The organism is Lactovum odontotermitis (assembly GCF_054658595.1).
The window spans coordinates 43,911-57,637 of record NZ_BAAGGQ010000003.1; the positions used below are offsets into that span (position 1 = coordinate 43,911).

General features: G+C 48.1%; 12 protein-coding genes and 1 riboswitch. Of the genes, 5 read left to right on the forward strand and 7 right to left on the reverse strand.

Annotated features, from left to right (window positions below; genetic code table 11):
* Nucleotides 1-4: 4 nt before the first annotated feature.
* The 4 genes from glpK to ACYQ2E_RS02675 all read left to right on the forward strand — a co-directional run bounded on the left by glpK (nucleotide 5) and on the right by ACYQ2E_RS02675 (nucleotide 4,877).
* A complete protein-coding gene (gene glpK / locus ACYQ2E_RS02660) occupies nucleotides 5-1,501 on the forward strand; it encodes a glycerol kinase GlpK (RefSeq protein WP_460016623.1) in 1,497 nt (498 codons plus the stop codon).
* Nucleotides 1,502-1,559: 58 nt separating this feature from the next.
* Complete coding sequence (locus ACYQ2E_RS02665; protein WP_460016512.1) at nucleotides 1,560-3,134, forward strand: glycerol-3-phosphate dehydrogenase/oxidase; 1,575 nt, start codon at nucleotides 1,560-1,562, stop codon at nucleotides 3,132-3,134.
* A gap of 12 nt (nucleotides 3,135-3,146) precedes the next feature.
* Nucleotides 3,147-3,875, forward strand: a complete 729-nt coding sequence (locus tag ACYQ2E_RS02670; protein ID WP_460016513.1) for an MIP/aquaporin family protein — start codon at nucleotides 3,147-3,149, stop codon at nucleotides 3,873-3,875.
* 228 nt (nucleotides 3,876-4,103) lie between these two features.
* Nucleotides 4,104-4,877, forward strand: coding sequence for a carbohydrate deacetylase (locus ACYQ2E_RS02675; protein ID WP_460016514.1), 774 nt, complete (start codon nucleotides 4,104-4,106; stop codon nucleotides 4,875-4,877).
* Between the two features lie 42 nt (nucleotides 4,878-4,919).
* On the opposite strand, the gene ACYQ2E_RS02680 is transcribed toward ACYQ2E_RS02675, so the two are convergent.
* A complete protein-coding gene (locus ACYQ2E_RS02680; RefSeq protein WP_460016515.1) occupies nucleotides 4,920-5,072 on the reverse strand; it encodes a hypothetical protein in 153 nt (50 codons plus the stop codon).
* Between the two features lie 49 nt (nucleotides 5,073-5,121).
* Between ACYQ2E_RS02680 and ACYQ2E_RS02685 the strand changes: the two genes are divergently transcribed.
* Nucleotides 5,122-5,607 (forward strand): hypothetical protein, encoded by a 486-nt coding sequence (locus ACYQ2E_RS02685; protein ID WP_460016516.1) that lies wholly within the window; start codon nucleotides 5,122-5,124, stop codon nucleotides 5,605-5,607.
* Nucleotides 5,608-5,709: 102 nt separating this feature from the next.
* On the opposite strand, the gene gdhA is transcribed toward ACYQ2E_RS02685, so the two are convergent.
* From gdhA to ACYQ2E_RS02715, 6 genes are all read right to left on the reverse strand, one after another.
* On the reverse strand, nucleotides 5,710-7,062 hold the full coding sequence (gdhA, locus tag ACYQ2E_RS02690) for an NADP-specific glutamate dehydrogenase (RefSeq protein ID WP_460016517.1): 1,353 nt from the start codon (nucleotides 7,060-7,062) through the stop codon (nucleotides 5,710-5,712).
* 167 nt (nucleotides 7,063-7,229) lie between these two features.
* Nucleotides 7,230-8,525, reverse strand: a complete 1,296-nt coding sequence (locus ACYQ2E_RS02695) for a nucleobase:cation symporter-2 family protein (RefSeq protein ID WP_460016518.1) — start codon at nucleotides 8,523-8,525, stop codon at nucleotides 7,230-7,232.
* Nucleotides 8,526-8,571: 46 nt separating this feature from the next.
* Nucleotides 8,572-9,165: a xanthine phosphoribosyltransferase gene (locus ACYQ2E_RS02700; RefSeq protein WP_460016519.1), complete on the reverse strand. Its 594-nt coding sequence runs from the start codon at nucleotides 9,163-9,165 to the stop codon at nucleotides 8,572-8,574.
* A 62-nt stretch (nucleotides 9,166-9,227) separates the two neighbouring features.
* A riboswitch (purine riboswitch) is annotated at nucleotides 9,228-9,325 on the reverse strand.
* A gap of 224 nt (nucleotides 9,326-9,549) precedes the next feature.
* Nucleotides 9,550-10,539, reverse strand: a complete 990-nt coding sequence (locus ACYQ2E_RS02705; protein WP_460016520.1) for a GMP reductase — start codon at nucleotides 10,537-10,539, stop codon at nucleotides 9,550-9,552.
* Nucleotides 10,540-10,785: 246 nt separating this feature from the next.
* Nucleotides 10,786-12,078: an adenylosuccinate lyase gene (gene purB / locus ACYQ2E_RS02710; RefSeq protein WP_460016521.1), complete on the reverse strand. Its 1,293-nt coding sequence runs from the start codon at nucleotides 12,076-12,078 to the stop codon at nucleotides 10,786-10,788.
* 2 nt (nucleotides 12,079-12,080) lie between these two features.
* The gene (locus ACYQ2E_RS02715; protein ID WP_460016522.1) at nucleotides 12,081-13,388 is read right to left on the reverse strand and encodes an adenylosuccinate synthase; all 1,308 of its coding nucleotides are present in this window, start codon (nucleotides 13,386-13,388) and stop codon (nucleotides 12,081-12,083) included.
* Nucleotides 13,389-13,727 lie beyond the last annotated feature (339 nt).

The window sequence follows — 13,727 nt, forward strand, 5'->3', positions numbered from 1 at the left end:
TAAAATGCCAAATGAGCAATACATTATGGCCATTGACCAAGGAACTACAAGTTCGCGCGCGATTATCTTCGATAAGCAGGGAAATCACATTGGAACAAGTCAAAAAGAGTTTACGCAGTATTTCCCAGAAGCGGGCTGGGTTGAACATGACGCGAATGAAATCTGGAACTCTGTGCAGTCAGTGATTGCAGGTGCATTTATTGAATCAGGGATTAAGCCTGAGCAGATTGCGGCGATAGGAATCACGAATCAGCGTGAGACCACTGTTGTTTGGGACAAAAAGACAGGTCTGCCGATTTATCATGCGATTGTCTGGCAATCCCGCCAGTCCGCAGATATTGCGGACGCTTTGAAAGAGCAGGGGCAGGCCGAGCTTATTCATAAAAAAACTGGGCTCATTATTGATTCTTATTTTTCAGCAACTAAAATCCGCTGGATTCTAGATAATGTTGAGGGTGCACAAGAGCGTGCAGAAAAGGGTGAATTACTGTTTGGGACGATTGATTCCTGGCTGGTCTGGAAGATGACGGATGGTGAGGTGCATGTCACAGATTATTCTAATGCGAGTCGGACGATGTTGTTTAATATTAATGATTTATGCTGGGATAAAGACATTCTCAAAATCATGAATATTCCGGAAGTGATGCTGCCGAAAGTTGTCTCTAATTCTGAAATATACGGTAAAACGAAGACTTATCACTTTTACGGCTCACAAATTCCGATTGCTGGTATGGCTGGTGACCAGCAGGCTGCCTTGTTCGGCCAAATGGCTTTTGAGCCTGGAATGGTAAAAAATACATACGGCACAGGCGCTTTCATTGTCATGAATACGGGCACAAATATGCAGCTTTCGCATAATAATTTACTGACAACCATTGCTTATGGAGTCAATGGAAAGGTAAATTACGCGTTGGAAGGCTCCGTTTTTGTGGCGGGTTCGTCCATTCAATGGCTTCGCGACGGCTTGAAAATTCTCAAAGATTCGGCAGAATCTGAAAAAATGGCAATGGAATCCGAAGATGATGACGAAGTTTATGTTGTGCCGGCTTTTGTGGGCTTAGGAGCGCCATACTGGGACCAGAATGTACGAGGGGCTGTTTTTGGAGTGACGCGCGGAACAAATGATAAAGACCTGGTCAAGGCAACACTTCAGGGGATTGCTTATCAGGTGCGCGATATACTGGAAGCGATGGCAGAAGACACCGGAATAAAAATTCCTCTTTTAAAAGTTGATGGCGGTGCGGCTAAGAACAATTACCTGATGCAGTTTCAGTCAGACATTCTGGACACACCTGTTCAGCGTGCGGGTGATTTAGAAACAACCGCATTAGGTGCGGCATTTCTTGCTGGACTCGCAGTGGGTTACTGGAAAGATGTTGAGGAACTAAAAGCGTCGACTCGAGAAGGCAAACGCTTTGATGTTCAAATGGCCGATGAAAAACGTGAAAAATTATATTCAGGCTGGAAAAAGGCTGTTGAAGCTGCACGTTTATTTGAATGAGCAAAATGACAAATCACAACAAGTTTTTGGTGAACACTATTAAGGAGTAAAAAAAGAAATGCTAGTTTCCCGTAATCAAAATATTGAATATCTCAAAGAAAATCCCGACGGATGGGACGTTATCGTCATCGGCGGCGGAGCAACTGGGCTTGGCGTAGCAGTTGATGCTGCTTCGCGCGGCTATAAAACAGTGCTGCTGGAGCAGAGCGATTTTGCCAAGTCTACTTCGAGCCGCTCGACCAAGCTGGTGCACGGCGGCGTGCGTTATCTGGCGCAGGGTGATGTCGCGCTTGTGCGGGAAGCCCTGCATGAGCGGGGACGGCTTGCTCATAATGCGCCGCATCTTGTGAAGAGTCAGAAATTCATTATTGCCAATTATAAAACTTGGCAGCAGCCTTTTTACAGCATGGGTTTGAAATTCTATGACGGATTAGCTGGAAAGCTGAATATTGGACATTCTAAAATTTATTCGAAGCAGAAAGTAATTGATGGCATTCCGCGTATCAAGCGGGAACACTTGGTGGGCGGCGTCATGTATTATGACGGACAGTTTGACGATTCTCGCATGGCGGTTAATCTGATGCAGACTGCAACAGATTATGGTGCCAAAATTGTCAATTATGTTAAAGTGACTGAACTTGAAAAAACAGGAAACTCTGTTACGGGTGTCGGCGTTCATGACATATTTACAGGTCAGGACTTTAAGCTGCATGGAAAAGTTGTTGTCAATGCGACCGGGATTTTTGTTGACCAGATTTTATCGATGGATAAAAAAGAACATAAGCCTATTGTTCGTCCATCACAAGGTGTGCATCTGATTGTTGACGGCTCCTTTCTTGGCGGGCAGGATGCGATTATGGTGCCTAAAACTTCAGACGGCCGTGTCCTTTTCTGTGTCCCATGGCATAATAAGGTTATTCTCGGAACAACTGACACGCCGCTGACAGAGTTTGTTCTTGAGCCTCGTCCGCTGGAAGAAGAAATTGATTTTATTTTGAAGACAGCTGGTGAATATCTGACAAAAACTCCAGATCGTAGTGATGTACTCTGTGCTTATGCAGGGCTGCGTCCTTTAGCTGCCCCAAAAGACGGAGAAGAAAAGACGAAGGAAATTTCACGCAGGCACAAACTTTTTGCTTCAGATTCGGGTCTTATTACGATTACAGGCGGAAAATGGACAACCTATCGTCAAATGGCGGAGGAAACAGTTGATTTAGCAATTAAAACAGCCGGACTTCCAGCAGAAAAATGTATCACACGGACATTAAAAGTTCATGGTGCCAGAGAAACTTCCGATGAAGAACGCACAAACTGGATGTATGTGTACGGAGCAGACCAGGAACAGGTGAAAGCAATTGAAAATGAGAAAGAGGAATTTGCCGAGCTTCTCCATCCGGACTATGAATTCACCGGTGCTGAGGTCATATGGGCAATACGTGCTGAAATGGCGCAGACACTTGAAGATGTATTGGCTCGCCGTGTGAGAATGCTGTTTCTTGATGCTAGGGCTGCCAAAGAGGCGGCACCTAAAGCAGCACATTTAATGGCTCAGGAAACGGGTGAAAATCAGTCGTGGGAAGAGGAGCAAGTACAGAGTTTTAACCAGCTTGCTGACGGTTATATCTTAAGCTAGAGAGGAAATAATATGGATTCAACATTTGCACAATTTCTGGGAGAATTTATCGGGACGTTTATCCTGATTCTGCTTGGTAATGGCGTGGTATGCGCTGTTACACTGAAAAAAACGAAAGCTGAGGGAACCGGCTGGGTCGCGGTTGCCTTTGGCTGGGGCTTGGCGGTAATGCTTGGTGCTTACGTTTCCAGCTTTTTGTCTGAAGCTCATCTAAACCCGGCAGTGACAATCGGAATGGCTCTGCTGGGCAATCTTAGCTGGTCACTTGTGCTGCCGTATATTATCGGTCAGTTCTTAGGCGCTATGCTTGCTTCGCTGGTCTTGTGGCTCTTCTACTATCCGCACTGGGAGGCTACGAAAGATTCGGCAACTATCTTAGGCTGCTACTCAACGGCGCCAGCTATTAAACATACACCTTCCAATTTTTTTGGAGAAATCATTGGGACAATGGTTCTGATGCTGCTTATTCTGGCTTTTGGACGCAATCATATATCCAGCGGAATGTCACCTGCCATCGTCGGCGGACTCATCACTTCTATCGGCTTTTCTCTTGGGGCAACCACTGGATATGCAATTAACCCGGCGCGTGATTTAGGACCAAGAATAATGCATGCCATTCTGCCGATTAAAAATAAAGGAAATTCGGGCTGGGGATATGCCTGGATTCCGGTTATCGGCCCAATTCTCGGCTCTGCACTGGGAGCTTTGATTTTTAATTTTATGATTCAATTTGTAAAATAAAAGAGTTTTAGTAGTAAAATGAGACTGTTAAATAATTAACTATTTTCAGCGGTCTCATTTTCTTTCTGGGGATTTTTGGTTATTTTTCAGGCGATTCGATTGAAACAAAGCTCTGAGTCTTTACTTGCTAATGAGAACTGAATTTGCTAAACTATAGTCAGCTTGTATGTACAAGTAAAAAATCTGTGACTGTTTACGGCGCGAATGCTATTTATTTAAGGAAAACACATGAAAAAAATCATCATAAATGCGGACGACTTCGGCTATTCTTCTGGGGTCAATCAGGGAATTCTTAAGGCTTTTAAGGAGGGGCTTCTGTCTTCGACGACGCTGATGGCGAATATGCCGAAACGTGACGAGGCGATTCGCTTGGCGAAGGAGAATCCGAGGCTGGGTGTCGGCGTGCACTTGGTGCTGACTTGCGGGAAGCCTGTGACGGCGGGGACGACTTTGACGGATGCGTCGGGCGAGTTTTACCGGCTTGGCGGCTATTCTGAGGCTCGGAAGAGGATGTCTGAGGACGAGATTTTTGGGGAATGGTCGGCTCAGATTGACTATTTGCTGGACAATGGGATTGCTCTGACTCATTTGGACAGTCATCATCATGTGCATGCTTTCCCGGAGAATGGGGAGATTGTGCGGGCGCTGGCTCAGAAATACCGGCTGCCTTTTAGGAATGCGGACGGGTTGGACGAGAGGATGGAGCTGCCTTATCAGAACGGCGTGCGCGGTTTTGCGGATTTGATGAATCATCCGGCGATTCGGAGTATGGAAAAGTCTTATGAAGCGCTCAAGGACGAGTGTCTTAAGGAGATTGAGGCGGTTCTGGACGCGGTGACAGAGGATGTGACGGAGTTTATGGTTCATCCGGCTTTTATTGATGAGGATTTGTATTTCGGCTCGTCTTTTAATGTTCAGCGAATGCGGGAGGTTGTGTTGCTGACTGCGCCTGAGGTTCGAGAGATGTTTGAGGCGCGTGGGTTTGAGATTGTGCATTATTGATAAATTGAAAACAACGGGACTTTTGATTGGTCTCGCTGTTTTTTAACCTGCTTCAACGAGTTTTTTGAATTCATCTTCAAACTCAATCCGGGCAATGGAAGCATTTCTTGAAATGACTGCACAAAGTGCTAAACTGCCGGATGTGATTGAAAGCGTGGCACCGGAGATTATTTTTCTTGGAACTCTTGTTCTCATCTTGGCAAGGGTGTGGGTTATAGCCTAATTTTTTTAGAGAGGATGCAGCATGAAAAAGCTTAAACGCGCTTTGTTTACTATTGTATTACTTGTTATTGGTATGACTTTACTCGCCTGTAATCGAAGTACTAAGGTAAACTCACCTTCTGATTCAATGTCAAGCTCAAAAATGAATTCAGATTTGAATTTACCTCCCTTTCCTTCAACAGAATTGGAGATTCTTCAAGAAGTGAGTAATTTAGCAAAAGAAAAAGACGGCATGCTGGAGCAATCTCTTGATAATAATTTTGATACGTGGTCATTGGCACAGAATTCCGTGAGTTCCTATGAGTTCAGTTTGTGGGTCTATAAAATGGAACCACAAACACAAGCAGGATTTGATGGTGTCAAAGATAAAACTTTACCGTTTCTTGATCTTCTGCTGAAAAAACTAAAGGATTTGAAAGTAACGAACCCTCGTATTTATCTCATCATAAATGTTCCGGGGCTTAATGCTTATAAGTCAGGTATAAATGACAAGTATTTAATCAAGTAACCTGTAAACTAAATGGAGTTTTAATTTAAAGCGAATAAAAAAAGGTTCAATGCAGAGAATGTCAACTGACATCCAGCATTGAACCTTTTTTATATTTCGGAATTAGTACTCTCCTTGAACCAGCATGGCCTCCGCAACAATCAGAAAACCAGCAATATTAGCGCCAGCCACCAAATCAGCGCCCAGGCCGTAACTCTCGGCATTCTGCTTAATTGTATGGTAGATATTTTTCATGATGCCCTGCAGCTTCTCGTCCACTTCAGCTCCGGACCAAGCATATTTCTGGGCATTCTGCGACATTTCAAGTGCTGAAACCGCCACGCCGCCTGCGTTTGCGGCTTTGGCCGGCGCAACGCTCACTGCCTGCTCTTTAAAGAAGGCCAGCGCTTCATTGGTGGTGGACATGTTACTGCCCTCAATCACGATTTTCACGCCGTTGTCTGCAATGACACGGGCATCTTCGATTGTAATCTCGTTCTGAGTCGCGCAGGGAATTACCAAATCACCTTTACGAGACCAGGGTTTCTCATTTGGGAAGAACTCGGCTCCAAACTCAGCGGCGTAGTCCTTAAGCGTAGCGGTCCGTTCGTTACGCATCCTCAGCAGGTAGGCAAACTTTTCCTCCGTATTCACGCCGTCAGGGTCGTAGACGTAACCGATGTGCGAGGAAAGCGTTACGACTTTGGCGCCTAGCTCCGTGGCTTTTTTGCAAAGTCCCCAGCAGACATTGCCGTAGCCGCTGGCGATGATGGTCTTGCCGCTCAGGTCGTCCTGCTGGTCATTGAGCAGCTCTTGGGCAAAATAGGCGAGGCCGTAGCCTGTAGCCTCGGGACGCAGGATTGAACCAGCAGAAGCAAGAGGCTTCCCGGTCACGCCGGCGCCGTCAAATTCATTTTTGATACGCTTATAGTAGCCGAACAGGTAGCCCAGTTCTCGGGAGCCGACGCCGATGTCACCTGCGGGAGAATCAACGTTTCCGCCGATGTGTCTGGACAGTTCGAGCATAAATGCCTGACAGAAGCGCATGATTTCACGGTCGGATTTGCCTTTCGGGTCAAAGTCAGAGCCGCCTTTGCCGCCGCCGATTGGGAGCGACGTCAGTGCATTTTTGAAAATCTGCTCAAAGGCTAGAAACTTGACCAGGCTCAGGTTAACTGACGGGTCAAAGCGGAGGCCGCCTTTATAAGGGCCGATAGCGCTGCTGAACTGCACGCGGAAGCCGCGGTTCACCTGAATCTGACCTGCGTCGTCAATCCAGGAGACTTTGAAGATGATGACGCGCTCAGGCTCGGTGATGCGCTCAAGAATGTTGGCCTCAATCAAATCTGGTCTTTGCGCGAAGACAGGGGCAAGACTCTGGAAGACTTCTTCGACGGTCTGGAGAAACTCGGGTTCGTGCGGGTTTCTGGCTTTGACTTTGGCGAGGGTTTGTTCAATGTAGGTTTGACTTTCCATTTTATTGGCTTCTTTCTTTTGTAAATTGTAATTATCAGAAAATTCATGATAATTATATCAGAATGTAACTGAAAAATAAAGCAACGGACTCACATAAAATGTGTAAAAAAATCCTTCATAAATTGCTAACCAATTAATTATAAAGGATTCGATGTTTGAGGCTCTTTCTAACTCAGCTCTTTTTCGGCTGAAATTGCAGAAGCAGAAGAGTTGAAAATCACGTTCAGAATAATGGCACTCACAGCGCTCATGACGATGCCGTTGGTCAGGAACATCTGCGCCCAGTCAGGCAGGCTGGTAAAGAGGCTGCTGCCGTTGAAGCCGACGCCCATGCCGATGGAGACGGCCGCGATGAGCAGGTTCTGGTTGCCTTCGTAGTTGACGCTTGCCAGCATGCGGATACCCTGAGTTGCGACCATACCGAACATGACGAGCATGGCGCCGCCGAGGACTGGCGCAGGAATCAGCTGAGCCATGGCTGCGAACTTGGGAATGAGGCCGAGGATAATCAGGAAGACGGCAGTGTAGTAAATTGGACGGCGTGTCTTGATACCTGAGAGCTGTACCAGGCCGACGTTCTGTGAAAATCCGGTGTATGGGAAGGTGTTGAAGATACCGCCGAGCATGACGGCGAAGCCTTCGGCGCGGTAGCCGTTACGCAGGCGCTGCTCGGAAAGTTCTTCGCCTGTGATGTCTGCCAGGGCCAGGTAGACGCCGGTAGACTCGACCATTGAGACCAGGGCAATGATTATCATCATCAAGATGTCAACGGGATAAAATTCTGGCATGCCGAACTGGAATGGTATGGGGAAATGAGCTATCGGAGCTTGTGCCACGACGGAAAAATCTACTAGGCCCATGGCGCTTGCGGCAATTGTCCCGACTAAAAGACCAATTAGAATTGAAATGGAGCGAATAAATCCTTTTGTGAAAATGTGCAGCAGAAGGATGACGAGAATGGTGAAGAAGGCGAGGAGTAAGCTGCTGCTGGTTGGCTTCGCAATGTTGTTGCCCATGTTGCCAACTGCTACGGGGATGAGTGTGAGGCCGATGGTTGTGATGACGGAGCCTGTTACTAGAGGCGGGAAGAGTTTTCTGATTTTGGAGAAAACGCCGGAGATGAGGATGACGAAGATGCCTGAGACGATGAGTGCGCCGAACATGGCGCCGGAGCCGTGATTCTGCCCGATGATGATGAGGGGGGCGACGGACTGGAAGGCAACGCCTAGGACGACGGGGAGGCCGACGCCGAATTGTTTGCGGAGCTGGAGCTGGAGGAGTGTGGCTAGTCCGCACATGAAGATGTCGGTGGCAATCAGGTAGGTCAGCTGGGTGGAGCTGTATTTCAGGGCGCTGGCGATGAGGATGGGAACGAGGATTGAGCCTGAGTACATGGCGAGGAGGTGCTGGAGGCCTAGGATGGCGGATTGTACCTGATTTTGATTTTGCTGTTTAGCTTGCATTTGTTTGTGTTACTTCCTTATTAGAATTACGATTAGCAGGTAAAATTTAGTCGAGTTGCGAATCGTCTGCTTGGGCGAAGACAACGCTTCCGTCTTTGAATTCGGCGATGCGGGCGAGTGAGCTGACGCGGAAGCCTTTTTCCTTGAGAAGTTTGCGTCCTTCCTGGAAAGATTTTTCGATGACAATGCCGATGCCTGCGATACTGGCGCCGACTTGCTCAATCAGGCGTACGAGGCCGAGTGAGGCTTGGCCGTTGGCCAGGAAGTCGTCGATGATTAGGATGTTGTCATCGGCCGAGATGAATTTCCGTGAAATGGACACAGTTGAAGTTGTCTGCTTGGTGAAGCTGAAAACTTCGGTAGTGAGCAGCTCTTCGTTGAGAGTGAGGTTTTTGGCTTTTTTGGCAAATACCATAGGTACGCCTAGAACTGCTGCTGTGTATAGAGCTGGCGCGATGCCGGACGCCTCAATGGTCACGACTTTTGTGATTTGCTGGCCTTTATACAGGTCTGCAAAACGCTGACCAATGGCTGCCATCAGTTCACTGTCAACCTGGTGAGTGAGGAAGCTGTCAACTTTCAGGATTTCGTCGCCTAAAACTTGGCCGTCGGTTAAGATTCTGTTTTCTAGTAATTTCATATATTTTCCTTGCTGCATTAAAATTAAAAACGTCTGCCAGAGAAGAACAGACGTTTCGGATAAGGTCGCTAAAACAACCTTATTGTCTCGCATTTCCGGCGCGAGGTAGAAACGCCCAGCCATATTCTGGACATAAATAAGTGAATAGTGTACATTATAGTACTATTTTCATCAATTTTCAAATATTTTCAACTATTTTCAAACATCGGTAATTGAGTTCAACACGCCAGAAGCTAGGAAATTAGATAAATCGGAACCTGCCCTGCGGGCAGAACCGCGATTTCCTATCTGCCCGAATGGGGCTGCTGTCGACTCTCGCTACGGCGCTAAAGCACCTAGTCGAGTCGCAACTTTCTACGCTTCATAGCGGGCGTGTTTCACATCTTAAATGCTATCGCCATTCCAGATAGAATTTTTCACGACGACATAGTCGACCTTGCGCAGGCTCTCAATGTCACGGCCGCCGGCGTAGGAGATGGCAGACTGCAAATCTTCCTGCATTTCCTGCAGTGTATCTTTCAAAGCACCTTTATGCGGCAGGAGGATTTTCTTGCCTTCGACATTTTTGTGCTCGCCTTTTTGATATTCGCTGGCCGAGCCGAAATATTCCTTGAAGAGCTTGCCGTCAATCTCAACGGTCTTGCCGGGGCTTTCTTCATGTGCGGCAAATAAAGAACCGACCATGACCATGGTTGCGCCCATGCGGATAGATTTGGCAATGTCGCCGTGAGTACGAATTCCTCCGTCGGCAATGATAGGCTTGCTGGCTGCTTTTGCACACCACTTGACAGCTGCCAGCTGCCAGCCGCCTGTACCGAAACCGGTCTTAACTTTTGTGATACAAACCTTTCCGGGACCTATGCCGACTTTAGTTGCGTCTGCGCCCGCGCGCTCCAGGTCACGCACAGCTTCAGGCGTCCCGACATTTCCCGCGATAACGAAGGTTGAAGGCATGACGCGCTTAATCAGGTGAATCATGTCAATGACGCTGTCAGAGTGGCCGTGGGCGATGTCAATCGTGATGTAGTCAGGCACCAGGCCTTTGTCAGCCAGCTTGCGGACGAAATTCTTCTCGTCCTCCTTGATGCCGACGGAAATCGACGAAATCAGCTTCTCTGCCTGCATTTTCTCGACAAATGCCAGGCGAGTTTCAGGTTCGAAACGGTGCATGATGTAGAAGTAGCCCTCGCGCGCCAGCATTTCGGCGATTTCTTCGTCGATGATGGTCTGCATATTCGCAGGCACGACGGGAATCTTGAAAGTATGCTTGCCGAAAACCATGTGTGTGTCGGCCTCAGAGCGCGACTTAATCACGCAGCGGTTCGGAATCAGCTGTATGTCTTCGTAATCGAAGACGTCTAGAGTCATATTCATATTTAATTAAAATTTCTTTCTTTTTTGGGGGGGACGCGCTAACGCGCTTGGCTTCGCGCCACTTTTTGAGCTGAATTGAGTTCAACACGCCAGAAGCTAGGAAATTAGATAAATTGAGAACCTGCCTGCGGCAGAACCTCAATTTCCTATCTGCCCGAATGGGGCTGCTGTCGACTCTCGCTACGGTGCTAAAGCACCTAGTCGAGTCGCAACTTTCTACGCTTCAGAGCGGGCGTGTTTCACATCTTAAATTCCCATTCTCTTGTAGATTGCGTCAACAGAGCGCAAATGCCAGTGATAGTCAAAAGCATCAGCGATTTCATCCTCTGAAAGATGTGAAGTAATCACTGCATCAGCCTCAACCAGCTCCCTGAATTGAATTTGTTCATCCCAGGCGCGCGCAGTCAGCGGCTGGACAGCATCATAAGCTTCCTCGCGCGACAGTCCCTTGTCAATCAGCTTCAGCAGCAGACGCTGGCTGTAAATCAGACCATAAGTCCGCCCCATATTTTTCAGCATCGTTTCGGGAAAAACATGCAAATTTTTCATTAATCCGGTCGTCCGGCGCAGCATGTAATGAATCAGCGACGTCGCGTCCGGAAGCAGAATGCGCTCGTTTGAGCTGTGTGAAATATCGCGTTCATGCCAGAGCGGGATATTTTCGAAAGCTGGAGTCACATAGCCGCGCACCATGCGTGACAAGCCGCAGATGTTCTCAAAACCAATCGGATTGCGCTTGTGCGGCATGGCAGAAGAGCCTTTTTGCCCCTCGGAGAAGCCTTCCTCGACCTCGTGAATCTCGGAGCGAGCGAGCGAGCGCATCTCGACAGACAGATTCTCCAGCCCCGTTGCCATTAAGGCTAGGGCAGAAATGTACTCTGCGTGCAGGTCGCGGGGCAGCACTTGTGAAGCCACAGGCTGCTGCTTCAAGCCGAGAGAGGACATGACGTCGATTTCAACCTCCATCGGGACATTGGCAAATGTTCCGACGGCACCTGAGAGTTTGCCGGTTTCAACGGCGTGTGCCGCATGTTCAAAGCGTTCACGGTTACGGAGCGCCTCGACATAGTAGCGGGCCATCTTCAGGCCGAAAGTCGTCGGCTCAGCCTGAATGCCGTGTGTCCGGCCAATCATGACAGTATTTTTGTATTCAAGCGTCAGTTTGCGCAGCTCTTCGATATAAGCGTCAAGCTCAGCCAGAATCAGCCGGTTCGCCTCTTTCAGACGGAGTCCTTGAGCTGTATCCACCACATCAGTGGAGGTCAAGCCGTAGTGCACCCATTTGCGCTCGTCGCCGAGAGATTCGGACACGCAGCGGGTAAAAGCGACCACGTCGTGGTGCGTTTTTTCCTCAATTTCTGCGATGCGCTCGACATTGAAGGTCGCATTCTTGCGGATGGCGATGGAATCTTCTGCCGGAACAAGACCGTAATGCGCCCAGGCCTCAGTTGCGGTGATTTCCACTTCGAGCCAGCTGGCGTATTGATTTTCCAGAGACCAGATTCTGGTCATTTCAGGTGTGCTATAACGCTCAATCATGATTAAATAACCTCGTTTTCAGCGATTTTCCACAAGTCCTTCAGGACAATGGTTGAGTCACGCTCTGGTCCAACCGCGAATGTCGCAATTTCAAGTCCTGTCAATTCTGACAGGCGGTTTAAGTAGTTCAGAGCATTTTGCGGAAGCTGGTCGAGTGAAGTCACAGCAGTGATATCTTCAGACCAGCCGGGCAGTTCTTCGTAGACTGGGACGGCATCATACAAATCTTGCAGAGAAGCAGGGTAATACTTGATAATCTCGCCGCGAAGCTGATAAGCAACGCAGATTTTCACCGTATCAAAGCCGGAGAAGACGTCCATACAGTTGACGGAAAGCTTGGTCAGGCCGGAAACACGAGCGGCATGGCGCATGACAACTGCATCGAACCAGCCGATGCGGCGCGGACGTCCGGTAGTCACGCCGTATTCGTGCGCAATCTCGCGGATTTTATCACCGGTCTCGTTTTTCTGCTCAGTCGGGAAAGGCCCCTCGCCCACACGTGAAGTGTAAGCCTTGCAGACGCCAAGCACTTCCTGGATTTTGGACGGGCCGACACCAGCGCCTGTAGTTGCACCGCCGGCAATCGGGTTGGAAGAAGTCACATAAGGGTAAGTCCCGTGGTCGATATCGAGCATCACGCCCTGAGCGCCCTCAAAGAGCACCTTTCTGCCCTTGCGGAGCTCCTTGTCAATCTGGTAGCTGGTGTCCATGACATAGCGCTTGAGTTGCTGGCCGTAGCCGTAATATTCCTCAATCAGTGGCGCAGCCTCAATCGGCGCTGCATCATAGAGCTTTGTGAACAATAAATTCTTTTCGTCCACAATCTCAGTCAGACGCTTTGTCAAATATTCCTTGTCAAGCAAATCCGCCACACGCAAGCCGCTACGCATATATTTATCGACATAAGCAGGCCCGATGCCGTTTTTCGTTGTCCCGATTTTCGCCGCACCGCGCGCATTTTCCTGCAACTCATCAATAATTTTGTGGAAACTGAACAAGACCTGAGCGCGGTCGGAAATACGCAGCCCGCTTGTATCCACACCTGCGTCCTGCAAGTATTTCAGCTCCTCAAGCACCGCCTGCGGATTAATCACCACGCCATTTGCGATAATCGACAACTTAGACGGGTCGAAAATTCCCGAAGGAATGCTGTGCAGGGCGAAATTCTTGCCGCCGAATGAAATCGAGTGTCCGGCATTGTTTCCGCCCTGATAACGCACAATCACATCCGCCTTCTGCGCAAGAAAATCAGTGATTTTTCCCTTTCCCTCGTCGCCCCATTGGCTACCTACAACTACAATTGCTGGCATATTAAATACTCATTTCTTTATGTTTTTCCGGCAAAATGCGAGGACAGCTCTAAAAATTGCTTTTTGTGACTTTTGAGTTCATTTTTCAAAAGTCAAGAAAGTCCGACGACGGCTTACAGGTGTAAGTCTAGGAGGACTGACGATGGATTTTGGAAAATGAACCAAAATCGCAAAATCTGAATTTTTAGAACTGTCCGTTAGCAAGTTACTACTAATTTTAGCGAAATTTAAAATTCTGTGCAAGTAAAATTCCGAATAATCTGAAAAAAGCTGTTTGAATGTTCGGATTTTACTTCGAAATCAATTCGTGCAGAAATTATCGTTTGCCTTTTTTTACGT